General features: G+C 44.0%; 12 protein-coding genes. 3 read left to right on the top strand and 9 right to left on the bottom strand.

Annotation, left to right across the window (positions count from 1 at the left end; all coding sequences use genetic code 11):
• Window positions 1–13: 13 nt before the first annotated feature.
• Window positions 14–1,087: an L-rhamnose/proton symporter RhaT gene (gene rhaT, locus B0O44_RS17040; protein WP_110833184.1), complete on the bottom strand. Its 1,074-nt coding sequence runs from the start codon at window positions 1,085–1,087 to the stop codon at window positions 14–16.
• A 164-nt stretch (window positions 1,088–1,251) separates the two neighbouring features.
• Window positions 1,252–1,851, bottom strand: coding sequence for an HPP family protein (locus tag B0O44_RS17035; protein ID WP_245943686.1), 600 nt, complete (start codon window positions 1,849–1,851; stop codon window positions 1,252–1,254).
• A 28-nt stretch (window positions 1,852–1,879) separates the two neighbouring features.
• On the opposite strand from B0O44_RS17035, the gene B0O44_RS17030 reads away from it, so the two are divergent.
• Entirely contained in the window at window positions 1,880–2,512 is a 633-nt protein-coding gene (locus tag B0O44_RS17030) for an ABC transporter ATP-binding protein (RefSeq protein WP_110833179.1), read from the top strand.
• Window positions 2,506–3,606 carry a hypothetical protein gene (locus B0O44_RS17025; protein WP_110833176.1) on the top strand — a complete coding sequence of 367 codons (1,101 nt, stop codon included), beginning with the start codon at window positions 2,506–2,508 and terminating at the stop codon, window positions 3,604–3,606. Before B0O44_RS17030 ends, B0O44_RS17025 begins: the two co-directional genes overlap by 7 nt.
• On the opposite strand, the gene B0O44_RS17020 is transcribed toward B0O44_RS17025, so the two are convergent.
• The 6 genes from B0O44_RS17020 to B0O44_RS16995 form a co-directional block, all read right to left on the bottom strand.
• Window positions 3,603–4,862 (bottom strand): prephenate dehydrogenase, encoded by a 1,260-nt coding sequence (locus tag B0O44_RS17020; RefSeq protein WP_110833173.1) that lies wholly within the window; start codon window positions 4,860–4,862, stop codon window positions 3,603–3,605. The genes B0O44_RS17025 and B0O44_RS17020 overlap by 4 nt on opposite strands.
• 134 nt (window positions 4,863–4,996) lie before the next feature.
• Complete coding sequence (locus B0O44_RS17015; RefSeq protein WP_110833171.1) at window positions 4,997–6,754, bottom strand: cellulase family glycosylhydrolase; 1,758 nt, start codon at window positions 6,752–6,754, stop codon at window positions 4,997–4,999.
• A gap of 23 nt (window positions 6,755–6,777) precedes the next feature.
• Complete coding sequence (locus tag B0O44_RS17010; RefSeq protein WP_110833169.1) at window positions 6,778–8,271, bottom strand: glycoside hydrolase family 30 protein; 1,494 nt, start codon at window positions 8,269–8,271, stop codon at window positions 6,778–6,780.
• 62 nt (window positions 8,272–8,333) lie between these two features.
• Entirely contained in the window at window positions 8,334–9,863 is a 1,530-nt protein-coding gene (locus tag B0O44_RS17005) for a RagB/SusD family nutrient uptake outer membrane protein (RefSeq protein ID WP_110833167.1), read from the bottom strand.
• Between the two features lie 11 nt (window positions 9,864–9,874).
• On the bottom strand, window positions 9,875–13,033 hold the full coding sequence (locus B0O44_RS17000; RefSeq protein WP_110833165.1) for a SusC/RagA family TonB-linked outer membrane protein: 3,159 nt from the start codon (window positions 13,031–13,033) through the stop codon (window positions 9,875–9,877).
• Between the two features lie 203 nt (window positions 13,034–13,236).
• Entirely contained in the window at window positions 13,237–16,158 is a 2,922-nt protein-coding gene (locus tag B0O44_RS16995; protein WP_110833163.1) for a helix-turn-helix and ligand-binding sensor domain-containing protein, read from the bottom strand.
• Window positions 16,159–16,337: 179 nt separating this feature from the next.
• Between B0O44_RS16995 and B0O44_RS16990 the strand changes: the two genes are divergently transcribed.
• Entirely contained in the window at window positions 16,338–17,525 is a 1,188-nt protein-coding gene (locus B0O44_RS16990) for an alginate lyase family protein (RefSeq protein ID WP_110833161.1), read from the top strand.
• Between the two features lie 160 nt (window positions 17,526–17,685).
• Here B0O44_RS16990 and B0O44_RS16985 read toward each other — a convergent pair whose 3' ends face one another.
• The gene (locus B0O44_RS16985) at window positions 17,686–19,974 is read right to left on the bottom strand and encodes a GH92 family glycosyl hydrolase (protein WP_110833158.1); all 2,289 of its coding nucleotides are present in this window, start codon (window positions 19,972–19,974) and stop codon (window positions 17,686–17,688) included.
• Window positions 19,975–19,983 lie beyond the last annotated feature (9 nt).

Genomic DNA, 19,983 nt, shown 5'->3' with positions numbered 1-19,983 from the left:
ACTGATTTAATGATTATTTAATAGAGTTTCCATAGCCAACAATGAGGATGGACAGGATAATGGTAAGAATTCCAACCAGTACAACAGACAAGGTTTTTTTGCTCACCCCCTTCCATTCTTTGAGCAACAATCCCCAGACATTGGCAATCAGGATGATAAAAGCCATGTGCAGGATCCAGGAACTGGCGCCATTGCCCAGCTTACTTTCTCCCATCCCATAAAAAAAGAACTGAAGGAACCAGGTTGTACCTGCCAGGGCAGAGAAAATATAGTTTTTAAGCAAGGGGGTTTTAGGGTTGCTGTAATCCCCAAAAGTTTTATTTCTGGCATTGAGGATCATACACCAGACTAAATTGGTGGTTAAACCTCCCCACAGTATAATAATATAGGTAACATTGTTCTGGAACAGGAACTCGCCCTGTCCAGGATGTGAACTTTTCCAGATGAGGTTTGCTTCATTGGCCATCTCTTTGCCGGCATCTATGCCAAAGGCAAAACAGGCACTGAGTACCCCCGAAATAATGGCGACAAACAACCCCAGGCCTATTTTAAATTCAATGTCGGCTACCGACCGCTCTTTTTCCAGTTCCCGGCTTTTTAGCGCCCCCGCCCTTCCGCAAATGACGATCCCAATCACACAGACCAGCAAACCAAGCAGGACCATTTGTCCCCATTGGCTATTAAGCATCATAGTCAGGCTGTCTTTTCCGGCTTTGGGATAAAAATCATAATAAACCGAAGGAATGATTGCCCCAAAAACAGAGCAAAGCCCCAAAATAATAGAGCTACCAAGGGAAACCCCTAAATACCTTACGCCCAAGCCATAGGTCAGGCCCCCGATACCCCAGAGCAACCCAAAAAAGTAAGTCATTGTCAGTACCGCAGCAGGTGTATGGCGGATAATTTCTGTAAAACCCGGAATCGTTAACCAGGCCGCCAGCGGTGGAACGATCAGCCAGGAGAACAAGCCTCCGACAATCCAGTAACTTTCCCATGCCCAGCCTTTGACTTTTTTGTAGGGGATGTAAAAACTTCCTGAAGCAAAGCCTCCGATAAAATGGAATATAACACCAAAAATAATTTGCATGAATAGGTTTTATTTGATTTGACTAAAATAGATAAGCGGCTTTACAGACCTGTCATGTACTGTCATGCTTGGAAATTTTAAGCACAGCAGACCTAAAGACCTGAAGACTAATGTAATCTAAATTTTAGTCCCGGCAAAGACTGCCGCAAGGGGAGGCTCCGGACTTAAAGCTTTTTTCGGAACCAGCTTTTATGGGGATACCGGCGGTGGCGCAGGTTGTTAAAAATCAAGGCAACTGCCAGCAGGATCAGGACTCCTGAAAGCACAGGGGTAAGGACAAAAAGATAGCCCATGGATTTGATTTTTTCACTGCCCATATTGGCCAGCAATGCTGTCGCTCCTCCGGGAGGGTGCAGGGTTTTGGTGACCTGCATAAGCACAATGGAAATAGAAACAGATAGTGCGCAGGCCAGCCAGACTTCACCCGGGATCAATTTATGAATGGTCACGCCCACCAGGGCACTGATCACATGTCCGCCAATCAGGTTGCGGGGCTGGGCCAGGGGACTGTTGATGATCCCATAAATTAAAACGGAGGACGCACCGAAAGAGGCCAGCAAAAACAGGTTATCACTGGCGACAAAATACTTACTGTTGAGCAGTGCAATCCCGCCGATACCAGCAAATGAACCTAAAAAAGTCAGGACATGTTCCTTCGCATCAATTAAGGTTTCCCGGTATAAAACATACCTGGCCCGGCGATAGTGTCTTCTGATTTTTTTTACTGGCATTTTGCCGCAAAAGTAGCGCTTATTACGTAACAAATCGTCATTTTTATGTTCTAAAATCACAATGACAGAACTGAATATTAAAAATCTGCTCAAAAAGTACGGAAGCCATACCGTCCTGGATTGTCCCACACTTAAATTTGGTCAGGGAATTTACTGGATCAAAGGCGGAAACGGAACGGGAAAAACAACCTTTTTTAGGGTAATAGCAGGCCAAAGCCCTTTCCTGGGTGAACTAAGCCTCAACCAAACCGACATCAGAAAAAATCCTGTAGCCTACCGTTCTCTGATCAGTTATGCAGAAGCAGAACCGCAGTATCCCGATTACATTAGCGGCAATGATCTTTTAGATTATCACCTGCAGGTCCGTAAAGCAGATCCGCAGCTGGCCCGGCGCATCACCGAAAGTTTTGGCATGACAGATTTCATGGATCAGAAAATTGGGTCTTACTCCAGCGGCATGCTCAAAAAACTGTCTTTGATCTGTGCTTTTACTGGCGAGGTTAAACTCTATATTCTTGACGAACCACTAATTACCATTGACACTGCCGCCTCAACTGTTTTATATGATCTGATCCGGGAATACAGTGCAAAAGGGGCCAGTTTCATGCTTTCTTCCCATCAGGATATTGACCCTGCCCAGCTCCGCATCCAGGCTTGTTTTCAAATTCAAGACCGCAACCTGCAGTTATGTTAAAGTTGCTGACCAAAACCCTTTCCAGGGAATTTTATATCCAGCATGCCGGCTTATTCCTGTTTCTCTTTTACCTTCTTTTTGGTACAGTAGAAGCTTCACAACTCCTTAATTATCATAAGGCCCTGCTGCTGGCCATTGCCTCTTCTCCTTTATTACTCACAGGCTGTTTTCTGCTCTGGATTTTATATGCCCTAAAGTGTCAGCTGTTCATCGGTAACAAGAAAAATTTGCCGGCTTATGCATTTATGCAGCTTCTTCCTGCTGCTGCAAAAAAACGCCAGTTACTGGTTTGGCTGCAACTTTATGCCCTGTTGCTGCTGCCGGTATTAATTTATGCGGTATTGTTGTTGGGGCTAGCCTGGTGTTATGGCTATTATTATACCGTCTTAAGTGTGGCCTTGTTTATGCCTGTTTTGTTGATGTGCCTGAGTTGGTTTTCCAGGCGAAAAAGCATTTATAGTTTCCTCGACCGTCAACCCCTGTTTCGTATTCCTTTGCCTGTTTTCAGGAAACCCTTTATCCTGTGGCCGGTGGTTTATGTTTTTCAGAAACAGCCCCTGATGTTGCTGGTCTGTAAAGTTTTGTCATTTGTGCTCTTTAAAGCCATGCTATGGATGTTTGCCGATGTAGGGAATGACATCCGGGTGGTGCTGTTTGGCCTGCTCGCTGCCATTCTTAGCCATAATGTGCTCATTTCTGTACTGGTCAGCCAGGATGCCGCCACTTTATCTTTTAACCGGAGTCTGCCCGTTTCAGCCATTAGAACACTGGGCCGCCAGCTGAGCGTTTTAGTTCTCCTTTTTTTACCGGAACTGCTGTTCTTTTCGCTTAAAGTGCAGTTTAACCTATGGGCAATTTTTCAAGGACTGCTTTTTGGCCTATCGGGCTTATTTTTTTTCCGCATGCTTTTTTTCGCTTTGCAGCATCCGGAAGATGGGCTTAAATTCCTGCTTTTCTTTTTTATTCTTTCCAGTCTGGCGATTCTCAGCGGACTGATCCTGCCTTATAGTTTAATTCTGGCTTCCGCTTCGGTTTTTTATTTTTTTTATAGTTTTTACCAAAAAGACCTCAGAGAAAGCACTGCTCCCGATTAATGCATTTTGAGCCTTCTGATCATCTCTGTACTTTGCTGGCGTCCATGCTCCAAGCGGTCACCAAAAAACAATTTAACCTGTTCAAAATGCTGCTTGTATCCTTCCATATCACCATACCCGATCATAGAGGACCATTCCCTTACCGCAGAATGAAATTCTAAATCATCTGCACGGATTTTTTTATCAAACAGGGCTGCCTGTATAGATTCTTCGAGCAATTCTTCATCCCTGAAAAGGTATTCCACAATTCCCAGTCTTAATTTAAAAGGTGGGGTCTGACAAATCAGGTTATCGTATGGATTTACCCGTAGGTTGTACCAGGCATCGGCCATGCTCAGCAAACTTAAGTGAGAATTGGGTTTTCGTGTTCCTGCATTTCCCGAAAGCGAAAACTCTTTCATCACCTGGTCATCCAGTAGCAATGGTTTTCTGGATTCATGAAAAATGAAATCCCTGGCCTGGTAAAGACGTTTTCTGAATGCTGCTTCCTCTTCCATGATCATCAATTTGAACAGTTCCGATTCAGATTGGGCATAACGCCGGACCTGTTGCCGGGCATAAGGGTTCAAAATGGCCAGCCCGGCATAAATATGTGCTTTATAACTAAAGATCCTCAGTGTGGTGAGAATTTTTACGTTGTCAATCCCCCCAAGGTAAGCCTCATTTTCCCAGGGAAAAAAACCGGCTTCCTTCCAGGCAGTCCCCATGCTCTCGAAACCAACATGGGTAACGGCCTGCGTATCGGCCACTATTTTATCGTGATCATGAAAATCGGGCATTTCAACCATCACCGAGCCCAGGCATTCCAGCAAATCGATCATGCGCCTATAAGCTTCTGCACTTGTGCGGTGCGGAATAACAATCAATTGCTGACCGGCAGGATCAAAAGCAGGCCCATGAAGGGAGTGACAGGTAATGATGTGGACATCTTTGGGCAGGTATTTTTCAAAGGCCGCAATTTCCGGATGTTTGATAGAGGTTTGTCCCGCCACAATTGCACCATACTTGGTAGAGCTTCCGTATAAAGCCAAAACCTCGCCGATTTTTTCTGCCTCCACGGCATAAAAAATTACATCGCAACGCCTGGCAACTGCTTTCCCATCTTCCAGTAAGGTAATTCCAAGGGGCTCAAGTTCTTCTTTTAGTTTTTCCCTGAACTGAGGCAGATCTGATCCAAAGACCGTATAGCCTGCTTTAGCAAAGCATCTGGCATAAAGCTTGCCCATATCACCTAAACCGATTATTCCGATATCCATAATAAATAGGGTTGTGAAACCTCCTTTAAAAATAAAGCAGCCTGCAAAGTAATTTTAAATTCTTTGCAGGACTGCGCACAATTAAACACAAATATATTAAAGAGGCCGTGTTCTAAAAGAACAATCTATTTAAATCAATTTTCCCTCTGCAACTGCAGGCTGCTAAAGTTAAAGCCTCCCTGATCGGCCAGGACCCGTAAACGTTGCCGTCCCGCCGGTAAATTTATTCCTTTCAATTCGACCGGAGCAAACACCTCCAGTCCACCCGTATTCTGGAGCTGCAGGCTTTTACCGACTGGTTTTCCATTGAGCAGTAGGGTCACCTTTCCACTACCGGCAGAAGCGATGTTTAATTTCAGGTTGTACAATCCCTTTTTGGCCACATCAATGGTATATTGAAGCCATTCCCCGTCTTCTATACTACTGACATAATAACCCGGTCCGGAATCTTTACTGATGTCCACCCCATCATTCCGGTACGCATGTCCCCTGTTTCCCGGTGTATTTTTTCCCGTAGAAACATGATAATCTGCGGTATCCTTATCGAAATAAGCGGCACCATTGATACCCAGGTCATAGTCCACCGCATTTAAAAGGGTATTTGCGGTAATTTTATTTGCTTTAAAAGGAATGGCCTGTGTCGAAAATGGCTGACGGAACATGGCATCGATTACATCCCGTTGAACGACGGCATTTTCCAGCCGGATGTCCTGGGCCAGTTTCATAAGTCCTTTTAAAGCCACACTTTCCTCAGGACGTTTGCCTTGACCATTGAGGTAGCTGATCACCTGGTCATAATCGGGGTTGGACCTGATTTGTATAGGGTTATTCATCCCAATTTTTTTTAACGGCCACCAGGCCCAGCCAATATTGTTCTTTTCAAACAAACGGATCGCTTCGGTGTACCAAACATTGGAATTTTCCCCGGTTTCACCTATCCAAACCGGAATGTTGTACTGATCTCTGGCTTTTAGAATATGTGCTGCCGATGCCTGGTCATTGTACGCCCAGTATTTATGAAAACTCAACACCATATTATTGTCCCATGGGGGCAAAATCCCGTTGTAATTGTTTCCCCAACCATTGCCTTCTATAATGACAATATGTTTCTGGTCCACTTCCCGGATGGCTTTGGTAATGGCCACCATCAGTTCTTTCAGTGGAACATTTTTCTGTTCTTTAAGACCGTTTTTATCGTTGGCCAGGTCCTCAAAACCCCAGTTTGGCTCATTCAGGATGTCGTATCCTGCAATCCAAGGCTCATTTGCATAGCGTTCTGCCAGTTTTTTCCATAAAGCAATGGTCTTTTGCTGATTGTCCTTGCTTTCCCAAAGTGAAGGTTTTGAAGGGTCTCTGTCCGAAATATTCAGGTCATTTCCCTGGCCTCCCGGAGCAGCGTGCAGGTCCAGGATCAGGTAAATCTGATTGGCTTTACACCAGGACAATAAACTATCGGTCATGGCAAAACCCTTTTCCAGCCAGGTATTTTGTCCTGCCACCGGTTCTTTTTCTACCGGCAGGGTGTACAGGTTATAATGCATCGGTAGCCTCACCGAGTTGAAACCCCATGCTTTCAGGGAATCTATGTCCACTTTACGGGTATGACCCGAAAGCCAGCGTTCATAGAACTGACGGGTTTGCTCCGCCCCGATCAGCGTTTCAAAACGTTCGCGGATACGGTGCTGCTGGGCTTCTTTATTGATTCTAAGCATGTAGCCCTCCTGCAACATCCAACCACCAAGACCAATGCCTCTAAGCAATACATTTTCTCCTTTTTCATTAACTATTTTTTTTCCTTCGGCCCGCAGAAAACCCTGGGCCCGGCCCGAAACTGAACAGACGAGCAACAATAGAAACAGGCATACCGTTTCTTTCTTTAATTTAAGTGACATATAGTACAGGATATCTAGAGGAACTATTGAACAATAAAAGTAGAAATGGAATGCGGTAAACTGACGGTTTCAGCAGCCTGTCCTTTGATCCAGAGATAATAAGGCACTTTGTCCTTTGTTTTATTCATCACCACTATAACCAATTTACCATCTTTATTTTCAAAGGCTGTGGTCATCAGTTTATCTCTGCCCGAAGAAGCAGCAACCCGCCTTGCTCCGGGTTTTATAAACCTCGAGAAATGGCCCAGATAATAATAGGAATTGGTGTACAACAGCTTCCCGGTTTTCAGGTCTGCATGTATGGGTGCAAAGCAAAAATTGCCCACATGATTGGGTCCGCCCTGATCGTCCAGCAGCATATTCCAGTCGGTCCAGCCACCCGCTCCACTGTTAAAATCATTAATCAGCGAATAGCCATAACGTTCACCCAAATCCCAGCGGCCTATACTGTCCCTGCTAAATTTTTCGACACAGCCTTCGGTCATGATCAGTTGTTTTTCAGGGAAAGCTTCATGGACCAGTTTAACATTATTGAACAGCATGTCGCTACCTGTCCAGGTTTCATACCAGTGGTAGCCGATGCCCCAGACATATTTGGCCGCTTCAGGATCTTCCAGAATGGTACTTGCCCGCTGATAAACCTGATCCCTGTTGTGGTCCCATGCTATTAATTTTTTACCTGACAGTCCATTTTTTTTCAGACCAGGCCCCAGGAACTGTTTGATGTAATCCCGCTCCTGTTCTGCACTGAAAATACAGGATTCCCACTTTTGGGTAGCCATAGGCTCATTCTGAACCGTAAGGCCCCAGATCGGGATGCCGATACTTTCATAAGTTTTAATGAATTTAACCACATAATCTGTCCAGGTTTGCCTGAATTCAGGTAGTAATTGGCCACCACGGAGCATATTGTTGTTGCTTTTCATAAAAGCGGGAGGGCTCCATGGACTGACAAATAAAGTCAGCTGTCCGCCTGCGGCCGCAATGGCCTGTTTAAGCAAGGGGATGCGGTATTTCTGATCATGTTCGACCGTAAAGCTTTTAAGGCTTTTGTCACCTTCTTTGATGTAGGTATAACTGTCGTTGGAAAAATCACTGCTGTGGATGGTGGTTCTGGCCAGCGAATAGCCATTTCCTTCCTGCTGATCATAATAAGCTTTCAGAAATTCCTGCTGGCTTTCCCTGGGCAGTTTGGCATACGTTTCTGCCACCGCATCAGTAATCGTGCCTCCGATACCGGTCAGGGTTTGAAATTTACGGTCAGGATCCACAAATACGCAAATCTGAGTTTCCAAAGGTTGTTTTAAATCTTTAAAATTCAAAGTTCCCGATTGGCTGATGCGCAGATCCGATTGTTCGGCTGTGGTGTACACCGTAATTGTTTTTCCTTTTGCCGAATAGGGGGTCTGAAGGGAAGGTCTTTTTTTTACCTGTGCAAAAAGCAACGTTCCGCCCGAGCTGAACAATAGGGTAAGTAAGAGGCTTGTTAACTTGGTTTTTGAGCTTTTAATGTGCATATTTTTTATTGCTTTTTGTTTAAAATGGAGGCAGACAACCGCCCGCCTCCGGTGTGAAGAGGTTATTTAGTGCCGCCCCACTCTTTGTTCTGTTCTATTTTTGTGTTATTAAGTTCTTTTTGTGGAATCGGGAACACGGTATTTTTAGTCGCATCAAATCCTTTATAAGCCAATACTGAAGTCCTGCCCCAACGCACCAGGTCGAGCCAGCGATGGCCTTCACCTGCCAGTTCCAGACGTCTTTCCAGCACCAGGTTATCCATCGTTACTGCAACGGGGTTCAATCCTACCCTTGCCCTGACCGCATTTAAAAGCTGGTAAGCCCGGCTTCCGGCACCTACAGCTGCCCCACCGTTTAGCAGTGCATCCACCTCCAGCAGGTAAGTATCTGCCAAACGGATTTCATAGATGTCCTGTCCAAAGTTCAGCTCCGTCTGACCGGTAGCTGGTTTATTCTTTTGCCGTCCAATAAATTTCTCCAGCATATAACCCGTATTGTTATAGGAATCGCTGTAATTGGCAATTCCATTTTTTCTAAGGCTGTCCAGGTTTGCAACCGTCGGCGCATTACGCGGATCATAATGGATCACGGCAAAAAACTCTTTGGTGAAAGACAGAAAGCCATAACCCGGATAATAGTCGGGTGCATCTGGTTTAATTGGCTGATAACCTCTGGGCCCGGTAATGATGTTTAATAAATTCCCGTCAGACGCTCCCGCATTGCTCCAACCACCATTTGAAGAAGTGGTTTTAACAATTTCAAGAATGGATTCACTGTTAAATTTATTGTTCACATTCCAAAGATCTGCATAATTATTTAGCAGTTTATAACCATTTGCAGGATTAACTTGTCCCGGGGTTGGTCCGTTCACCAGGGCAAACTGCTCGGCAGCCTTGTCAAACTTTTTCTGCCACAGATAAACTTTACCCAATAGGGCTTGTGCTGCCCCTTTGGTAATGCGCCCGCCTTCTGTCGCTGCCGGAACCGTTGCCGGTAAAGCGGGAATGGCTTCGCTAAGGTCCTTTTCCATTTGCGCATATACTTCTGCTGGCAAAGCCTGTACAACATCATTTACTTTGGCCGGGTCAACTTCCTGAAGTAAAAGCGGGATATTTTTAAAGAACCTGACCAGATCAAAGTAAAAAATGGCCCTCAGGGTTTTTGCTTCCGCAGCAAAACGGCTTTTCAAGCCCGCATCTATCGGGGCATCCGTTACTTTGGACAAAAAGAAGTTTGCTCTAAAAATGCCCTGATATCCCTTTGACCACAAATAAGTGGAAGGTCCGGACTGGGAATTGAGCTTATACGTTTCCATGACCTGAAGGTCATTGATATCGCCCGGGCCCCCACCACCTGCCCAGTGGTCATCAGAAGCCACATCCATAATGGCAACTTTATCATATAAACCACTGTACTGGTAACCAAAACTATCATAAATAGACACCAGCCCTGAAAAAACTTCGGTTTGTGTTTTATAATAGTTGGAAGTGAGGATCCTGTCCTGGGGATTTACATCCAGGTATTTCTTGCAAGCACCTAATGTCCCCAGGGCCAGGGTCATTGTCAGCATATATATATATTTCTTTTTCATTTTTACTTAAATTAAAATCCAACATTAATACCTATAAGAAATGTACGGGCCTGTGGATAGGCACCCCGGTCTATACTGAAGGCACCACCACTACCTGCATCAGGACCAACCCCCAGTTCCGGGTCATAACCACTGTATTTGGTAATCGTAAATAAATTCTCGGTCAGCACATAGATCCGCAATTTTTGCAGTTTTAACTTTTCTACTGTTGCTTTTGGAAGGGTATAGCCAATCTGTAAAGTCCTGAGTCTGAAAAAATCTCCGTTTTCCAAATACAGGCTGGAGAATTTCTTATAATTTTCATTAGGGTCATCTACCGCCAGGCGGGGAATGTTCGTATTGGTATTGGACGGGGTCCAGCTGTTTAAAATTTTGGTTTGGTAATTGGCATTGGCAATGTCCAGACGGCGTAGGCCCTGGAAAATCTTATTGCCGGCAACGCCACTTCCAAAAGCCACCAGGTCGAAATTCTTATAACCTAAATTAATGGTAAAGCCATAAGTAAATTTAGGAATAGGACTGCCCAGAAAAGTACGGTCATTCACATCAATAGTCTCATCGCCGTTCAGATTGGCAAATTTAATATCACCAGGCTTTGCATTCGGTTGCAAAACGGTTCCTTTAGGTCCTTTATAATTATCGATTTCTGCCTGGCTTTGAAATAAGCCCAGGTTCTGGTAGCCATAAAATTCATTAAAACTATGACCTGGTTGTGTGCGGGTTATGGTACCCATATTTTGGAAAGATGCTCCGTCTGTTTCTATAAAATTCACATCGGGGGCCAGCTTGGTTACCTCGTTTTTTAACCAGGAAGCATTTCCGCTGATCCCAAAGCGGATTTGTCCGATTTGTTTTCTATACCCCAGCTCCAGCTCAAAACCGGTATTCTGCATGTCTCCTAAATTTCTGGCAGGACTTCCGCTCCCTACATAATCAGGGGTTGGCGGGGTTTGAAGAATTCCTGTGGTTTTCTTTTTGTACCAATCTGCCGTCAAAGTGAAATCATTAAAGAGCGTTGCATCTATACCGATATCTGTTTGTTTGGTCTCTTCCCATTTCAGGTTTGGGTTCGGGGAGGCCTCGGGACTATAACCAATGATCACATTCCCGGCTGTACCAAAAGGATAATTCCTTCCACTGCCCACAGTGGCAACATAGGCAAAATCACCAATCACGTCATTTCCGGTAACCCCGTAGCTTCCACGAATTTTTAAAGTGTTTACGATATTATTTTTTGGAAAAAAATCCTCTCTTGTTGGCACCCAGCCCGCAGAAACTGAAGGGAAATAACCAAATTTATGATTTGGTCCAAAACGGGAGGAGCCATCCCTTCTGATTAATGCTGTTAACAGGTATTTCTCATCGTAGTTATACTGTACCCTGGAAAAGAAAGAGTTGACCTTGTGCTCAGTTCCTTCATCTCCACTGGTGGTTTTGTTGGCCTCAATAGGTTTAAACCTCATATTGGCAGAGTTAAAATCTGTTGCGGGAATATCAAAATAGGTGGTGACCAGTTGTCTGGAATACCCGTCTTTGTAATTTCCCTGGCCCAACAATAAGGTTACATTGTGTTTGTTAAAATCCCGGGTATAAGAAATGGTGTTTTCCAGGTTATAAGCGATGCTGTAATTCAGCTCGCGCCTGAAAGTAGAACGGGGGGTACTGGCCGTGGTACTAAAATAGGCCAGAGGTGAAAAAGCATCATTGCCATAAAAAGCCAGTTTAGTCCCTATGGTAGAACGGATGCGCAATCCTTTAAGGGGTTCCAATTCGACAAAAGCATTACCCACAATATTATGATCCCAGTTGTAATTGCCCAACCTGGTTTGAATATAAGCCAGTGGATTGGTCATCTCCTGAAAACCCGAGGCCGGTATGCCGTATGGGTTGCCATTAGCATCTCTGACCACATTGGCATTGGTATAGGGAAGCTGCCCCAGCAGTGCCGGATTGGTTTCTACAATTGGCATGGTCGGGCTCAGGTTGATGGCAGAACTTAAAGGCCCGCCGAATTCCCGGTTCACTGCACCGATACCGCTGTTAACGGTATGGCTGTAGCCCAGATTTTCACCTATGGTCCACCATTTTCTGATTTTATGGGTAGAATTTAACCTGACATTTGCCCGGTTCCATTTCGATATAGGGGTGGCTACAATACCATCCATCAGGTTGTAACCTGCGGAGGTATAAAATGTTGATTTTTCATTTCCACCACTAATGCTGACCTCGTGGTTCTGTTTACGCGCATCGTTGTTAAAAATTACAGATTGCCAGTCTGTACCCTGTCCAAGAGCAGATGGGTTAGGAAAAGGAAGCGGCTGACCTCCATTTTTAAGTCCCGCGGCAAAAGCCCTGTTGATCACATCGGCATACTGGCTTGCATTGAGCAGGTCCAGTTTTTTAGCAGGTGCCTGGGTACCATAATACCCACTGTAATTGATCGTCAATGTTCCTTCTTTTCCTTTTTTGGTGGTCACCAGAATAACACCTGAGGCAGATCTGGCACCATAAATCGCGGCGGCGGCGGCATCTTTAAGTACCTCTATAGATTCGATATCCGATTGATTTAAATAGCCGATTCCCCCATTATCAATCACCACACCATCGACCACCCATAATGGATTGTTTTTGTTGTTGGAATTTTCACCAAAGGAAGTCACCCCACGTAAACGGACTGTTGAAGCTGAACCCGGTTGCCCGGAAGTGGCCGCAATGGTTAAACCTGAAGTCCTTCCCTGCAAAGCCTGCTCAATCCGGTTGACGGGTTGGTTTTCAAGATCTGCAGCCTTAACACCAGAAATGGCGCCGGTCACCACACTTTTTTTCTGGGTACCATAACCTACCACGACCACTTCGCCAAGGGCTTTGGAGTCTTCTGAAAGGGCAATCCTGATGGCTGCAGATGAACTGACCGTGACGGTCTGGGAAACCATTCCCAATTGAGAAAAGGTCAGTTTTGTACCCTGGGGTACTGCAATAACAAAATTTCCGGAAACATCGGTCAAAGTCCCTTTTGAACTTCCCAATGCTTTAACAGTAACACCAGGAATGGGGATTCCATTCTTCTGGTCTGTTACGGTACCTTTCACTGTAATGTCCTGTGCGTTTGAAATTGCTGGAAAAAGCAATACGCAAGCCAGGAGAAAAATGAACGTAGATTTTAAGCTCATACAATTTAGTTTGGTTTAGTATTTGGTTAATTGGCTGAAACCTGGCGATTTCAGTGATACCAAATTAGAGTACGAGTGTTTAAGCCGTTGTTTTTGACTGCCCTACACTACCCCTACACCGCTTACCCAAACGAAAAAAAAGCTAAAAAAAAGCCACTACATTACTACTACAGCAATACCATAAAAAACTAATAATCAACAAATTAATAACCATCTGAAGCTCTGGAAAGCTGCATCAGAAAATCATAGAGATTGGTATCTGACTGGAGCTGCAATTTTTTACGCAAACGGTAACGTCCAACTTCCACGGCTTTAATGGTAATGTTCATGAGTTGCGCAATTTCCTTTGTGGAAAGGTTCATTTTCAGGTACGCGCATAATTTTAACTCATTAGGTGTCAGGTCCGGATACCGGTCCTTCAACCTGCTAAAAAACTGCTCATTGATGTGGTTAAAATGCAAGGTAAACTGGTCTTTATCTTCATCTGATTTCTCGACCTCCCGGATCAACCGAAGCAAATGCCGGAAACTTTGCGCGCTATCCTGGGTATCCTGTCTTTTGACCAAACTGGAAATCACTTCTTTAATCCGGATCAGGACTTTGCCCCGTTGCACCAGGTGCATGGTCATGGTTGCCAGTTCCCGGTTCTTAAAGTCGACCTCTGCTTCCAGTTTTTCATTTTTCAGATGGGCAATCTGTTTTTCATTCCTGTCCGTCTCTAGCTGGTGCAGGTAATTCAGTTTTTCCTGTTCCTTATGATATTTTAATTTTTGCCATTTGAAAATAAAAAAGACAGACAAGACCAGCACCATACCATAGATCAGATAAGCCCAAACGCTCCGGTACCAGGCCGGCCAAATGGTAAAGCTATATTCCAGAACGGGAGACTCACTCCCCAGGTTATTCCTGGATTTGATCCGGAAAGTATAATCACCTGGAGACAAATTGGTATAATCCTTTTCGCTTTTAGCACTCCAGGCCGACCAGTTCTTGTCAAATCCCTTTAACTGGAAGCTGAATTCAATATTGTTCTGTTGTTCAAAAAGTGTGGAGGAATATTCAAAATGCAGGGCATTTAAGTAATGTGGAAGCTGTACCAGTTCATCCGGGTCCTGAAAAGTTGAAAGGTGTCCTTTCTTCATAAAATAGCCCCCAAAAAGAATACTGTCTTTTTTACCAAATAACTTCACCTGGCCAAGCAGTATGGTCGAACTAAACTTGTTTTCCTTATATTTTTTATAATTGATATGAAAAGCGCCTTTACTGGCACCGATAAAGACATTTTCATTGTTAAGGGCATAAATGGATTCGAAACCACCAACCACCTTTTCATTCAGCTCCGGCAAGTAAATAATGGTAAATGGTTTTGATTCTGTAGCCCCGGTGATGTCAATAATCCCCACCTTTTTGTTGGAAATAAACCACACGTTCCCTTCATTATCTTCTTTAAGGTACTGGATGGGTATGTCTTTCAATACACGGTTAAACAAGGAAGAGGGTTTAAAAGAATCAGCAGCAGCATCGTACTCATAAATTCCTCTTTCTGTTGCAATTACCCTTCTGTTTTTAATTCTGTACAAATAATTGTGCAGACTGGAAGGCAGACCATTGTTTTTATTGTAAATCTTTGTTTTGAGGATTTTATTGTAATCGGCAGAAAGCTTCATTTTATAAATCCCCCAATTGGGATGAGAAACCCAGGCGGTATTTTCGTCGCTGTCAAAATCAAGAAAACGGAAGGAGTCGGTATATCCTGAAAGCTGTCCCTTATCCTCAAACTTCCCATTTCTAAAAACAAGGTGCTGCAGTCCGTAATAGTTACCTGCAATTACATCTTTAACCGGATAAACCCAGGATACGGGATTAAAGAGCCAGGTGCCTGAAGTTGAAATTCTCTTCGCCTGCCCGCCCTCAATGGTAAAAAAGCCATCTTCGTGCCCCATCAAAAGCTGATTGTTAATCTCCTGGAGTCCCCACACCTGTCCTTTTGCATTTTTTACTTCATAAAATGCCCGTTTTGATAAACTGATGTCTTTTTCCAAAGGATCAATGGCAGATGCATACAAACCATTGGAAGTCCCCACATACAGGGTATTCTTGAACAGGTTAATGGCATAGCCTGTTGCCTGTTTATTTTTATCCGGAAATACAGTTTTAATGGCATTGTTGATGCCAACCAGATCAATTCCATCATCCAGGGCCGCCCAGAGGCTTTTGTTTTTATCGATCCATAAACCTCTGATGTTGTCCTTCTGCAAGCCCTCCTCGTAGGTATAACGCTGAAGCAGCCGGCCTTTCTTATTCATGATCAGTATGCCTGCTGAGGTACTCCCAAAAGCATACCAATCTTTATTTACTGGAACTGCACAATAAATCCGGTCGTTAAAAAAAATTTGGTCTACATCTGTTTTAAATGGTTTGATCTGATTTCCGACAAGTGTAAACAAGCCATTTTTCAGGGTGCTCATCAGCACAGTGTCTCCATTATATTTCAACATGGACGTAATGGACGAACGGCTCCAGTCTCCAGCGGGGTGAAGTGGTTTCCAGCTGCCATTGTTGAAAATCATCAGGCCTTTATCTTTGGCCTGTGCAAAGACCTGGTTATTGGCCTCTCCCATAAAGTCCCATTGTGTTTCGGGTTTATAGACCCGCATGCGGTTGTCCTTAAAATGAAGGATTTTATTGAGTGTTCTGAAAAAGACCTCATCTCCCCGGATCACAATATTCCAGACATCAGCAAATTTACGTTCTTTTAAAGGAAGCAGGCCTATCAGGGAATGATAGGTCAGCACACCATGGGCATCAGGAAAAAAATATCCGGCTTCATCCTGCCCCCCTACAAATATCCTATTGTGGGCATCTACTTCAACAGACCTGACCACCGTAAAATTCGGCAGGTGATAAATGGTCCAGAACCTGCCGTTAAAACTCAGTAAACCATCGTTATTCCCAAAATAGAGAATGCCATTGGCATCTTGTGCCACATCCCAATTCTGAATGCCACCTTTATATTGTCCGTAACTATAATTGATGATTTGCGGAAGGGCTAAAGGGGCTTGTGCGAATGCTGAAATTTTCAACAAAAAAAGGATCAGGACCGGGACGTTCTTTAAATAATTCATGGGGGAATGATGGTTTCTCTTTTTGACTTAAAGATTTTTAAGTCGAGATTCAATTTAATAATTTTTCTTAATAAGATTCCAATATTTCATAATAGAATGCCAATTTTATTGATCTGCAGCTCTTTTTTATTTTTATATTTAAAGAGTAGATTTGTTTCTCTTCACCTCACCCCTTAAAAATGAAAGTATTCGGTTTATCAATTGCTCTTGTTCTTTTTTTCACCAGTTCTTATGCCCAGCTACCGGAAGTTTCTTTACTAAATGCAGGCCTGTTGAAAACAAAAAAAGAGGCCTATCTTCGAAAAGACAAAGAGGTAACCAGACAAGTTGATTTTGTGCTTAAAACTGCCGATGGTTACCTGGACACTAAACCGAAGTCTGTTTTGGACAAATCGTTTACTCCACCAAGCGGATCAAAGCACGATTACATGAGCCTGGCCCCTTATTTTTGGCCGGATCCCGCCAAGGCAGATGGCCGGCCCTATATCAGAAAAGACGGAGAGCGTAATCCGGAAATCAGGACAATAACCGATGGTACTTATTTAAGTGACCTGAACAATAAATGTAAATTTCTTTCGCTGGCTTATTATTTTACAAATACAGAAAAATACGCCGCTAAGGCCTCCCAACTCATGCAGATCTGGTTCCTGAACCCAGAAACAAAAATGAACCCCAACCTGAACTATGCCCAGGCGATCAGGGGCGTCAATGACGGAAGGGGAATTGGCATCATTGAAACCCGTTCACTGGCCGATCTTGCAGACTGGGCCGGCCTGCTGACTGGTTCTGCCTCCTGGAACACCAAAGAAATGCAAGGCCTTAAAGACTGGTACAAACAATACCTCAACTGGATGATGACCAGTAAAAACGGACAGGACGAACACCATGCGAAAAACAATCATGGTACGCATTATGATACCCAAATTGTCGCTTTTGCATTGTTTACCGGTGACCGGAAACTGGCCGCTCAAACCTTAAAAGAGAGCTTAAAAAGGATACCTGTACAAATTGAACCTGATGGCCAGCAGCCGCTCGAACTGGAAAGAACGAACGCTTATGGTTACAGTACCATGAACCTTAACGGTTGGTTTAACCTGGCCATACTGGGCGAAAAACTCGATATTGACCTGTGGAATTACAGCACCACCGACGGCAGAAGCTTACGCAAAGCACTGGACTGGTTGATCCCTTACACCATTGGTGATAAACCTAAAGACCATAAACAGATCAGTCCTTATAATAAAGGGGAAATGTACAGACCACTCTTGCTCGCAGGATTAAAATACAAGAGCAGCACCTATCTGGAAGCTGCCGCCGCGCTCCCAAGAACAAATGAGAACCTGATGACCGACTTGCTTTACCGCTAAAGTTTTATAAAAAACCCGGCAGCTATCCCTGGCTGCCGGGTACAATTCAACATAAACATTTGTTACTCAAACAAAGCTATCACTGGCCGCAATTACCTAAATCTTCCGGCAATTTACTTCCTGAATATTGGCCAAATACTCAGTTGAATTAACATTCATTTTATTTATCGGTAGAAAAGGAATAAGGAAAATCCCTGGCATCCTTTCCTCTTTCTTTATTGGGCGAGCTTGACATATTAAAATTCAGGACTGCTCCTTTTTGCAAAGCAGAATGGCTCAGCCAGTTTTTGGAATATGCCTTCCCGTCTATCTGCAGAGATTGCACATATTTATGCTCCGCACTATTTTCCGGGGCATTGATGGAAATGGTTTTACCATTCTCCAGATGAAGATTCATTTTTTTAAATAAAGGTGCCCCTAGTACATACTGGTCTACGGCTGGTGTAACCGGGTAAAAGCCCATAGCTGAAAAAACATACCAGGCAGAAGTCTGTCCATTATCTTCATCTCCGCAATAACCGTCTGGGGTTGCTTTATACATTCTGTCCATCGTCTCCCTTGCCCAATACTGGGTTTTCCATGGCGCCCCACCATAATTATACAGGTAAATCATATGCTGAATTGGCTGGTTTCCATGTGCATACTGCCCCATATTGGCTATCTGCATTTCCCTGATCTCGTGAATCACCCCTCCGTAGGCACTTTCATCAAAAACAGGTGGAAGGGAAAATACAGAATCGAGTTTCTGAACAAACTTTTCGGGTCCTCCCATTAGCTTTGCAAGGCCGGCAACATCCTGAAAAACAGACCAAGTATAATGCCAGCTGTTCCCTTCTGTAAAAGCCCCTCCCCATTTGAAAGGACTAAAAGGACTTTGAAAAGTTCCATCCTGATTTTTTCCGCGCATTAAACCCGAAGAAGGGTCAAAAAGATTTTTATAATTCATGCTGCGCTTTGCGTAAATCCCAATCTCACTTTCGGGCTTACCCAATGCCCGCCCCAACTGGTAAATGGCAAAATCGTCATAAGCATATTCCAGTGTTTTGGCCGCATTTTCACTGATTTTCACATCATAAGGTACATAACCCAGTTCGTTATAGTACTTCACTCCGTTTCTTCCGACAGCTTCTATAGGGCCTTCATTGTTTGCGCCATGCGTCACTGCCTTCCACAGCGTTTCAATATCATAGCCGCGCATGCCTTTGATATAGGCATCACTGACCACAGAAGCGGAGTTATTGCCAACCATAATATTGGCGTAGCCCGGACTGCTCCACTCGGGCAACCAGCCCCCTTCTTTAAAATCATTGATCAACCCTTCCTGCATTTCTTTATTAATGGCTGGATACATGAGGTTCAAAAAGGGATACAATGCCCTGAAAGTATCCCAAAAGCCTGTTCCTGCAAACATATAGCCCGGCAATATTTTACCGTTATAAGGGCTCCAGTGTACGATTTCATTTTTATCATTGAGCTCATACAGCTTATTTGGAAAAAACAGGGTCCTGTACAGGCAGGAATAAAAAGTCCGTGCCTGGTCAATTGTTCCTCCTTCTATTTCAATACGCCCAAGTGTTTTATTCCAGAGCATCCTGGCTTTTGCTTTGGTTTGTTCAAAACTATCTTTGGCCAGTTCCCTTTTCAGGTTAAGCTCTGCCTGCTCAAAGCTGATAAAAGAAGAAGCCACTTTTGCCGTAACCTTTTCTCCTTTTATGGTTTTAAAACCAATTACAGCACCACTGTGCTCACTTTCCAGTTCAAGTCCGTTTTTAAGAACGGTATCTGCCCAGGTTTTAGACAGACTAAAATCTTTATCGAAATAAATGACAAAATAATTTTTAAAATTTTTAGGCAATGGGCCTCTTGCATATTTAGTGGAATACCCGATAATTTTCCTTTCCGATGGAATAATTTTAATATAAGAGCCCTTGTTCAATGCATCAACCACAACAAAAGCACTGTCTGTTTTTGGGAATGTAAAACGGAACTGCGCCGCACGCTCAGTTGGTGTGAGCTCTGTCGTTACATCGGCATCGGCCAGATAAACGCTGTAGTAATAGGGACTGGCTTTTTCGGCTTTATGACTAAACCAGCTGGCCCGCTCCTCTTCTTTGAATTTCAGTTTGCCCGTTACAGGCATAATTGCAAACTGGCCATAATCGTTCATCCATGGAGAGGGCTGATGGGTTTGTTTGAATCCCCTGATTTTATCGGCATCATAGGTATAAGCCCAACCATTTCCCATTTTTCCGGTTTGTGGGGTCCAAAAATTCATTCCCCAGGGCACCGCAACAGCCGGATAGGTATTTCCATTGGAAAGGTCTGGCTTAGACTGGGTTCCCATCAGGGGATTCACCAAATCGACAGGTTCAGGAAATTTACTGCTCTGCTGAGCGAAAATACTACCGCTTCCCAATAAAGCGGCAATGCACAAAATTTTCTTGATCATTTTTGATTC

This window comes from Pedobacter nutrimenti, from assembly GCF_003208655.1.
In the GTDB taxonomy this organism is placed as follows: domain Bacteria; phylum Bacteroidota; class Bacteroidia; order Sphingobacteriales; family Sphingobacteriaceae; genus Pedobacter; species Pedobacter nutrimenti.
This window is presented reverse-complemented; position numbering and strand designations above follow the sequence as displayed.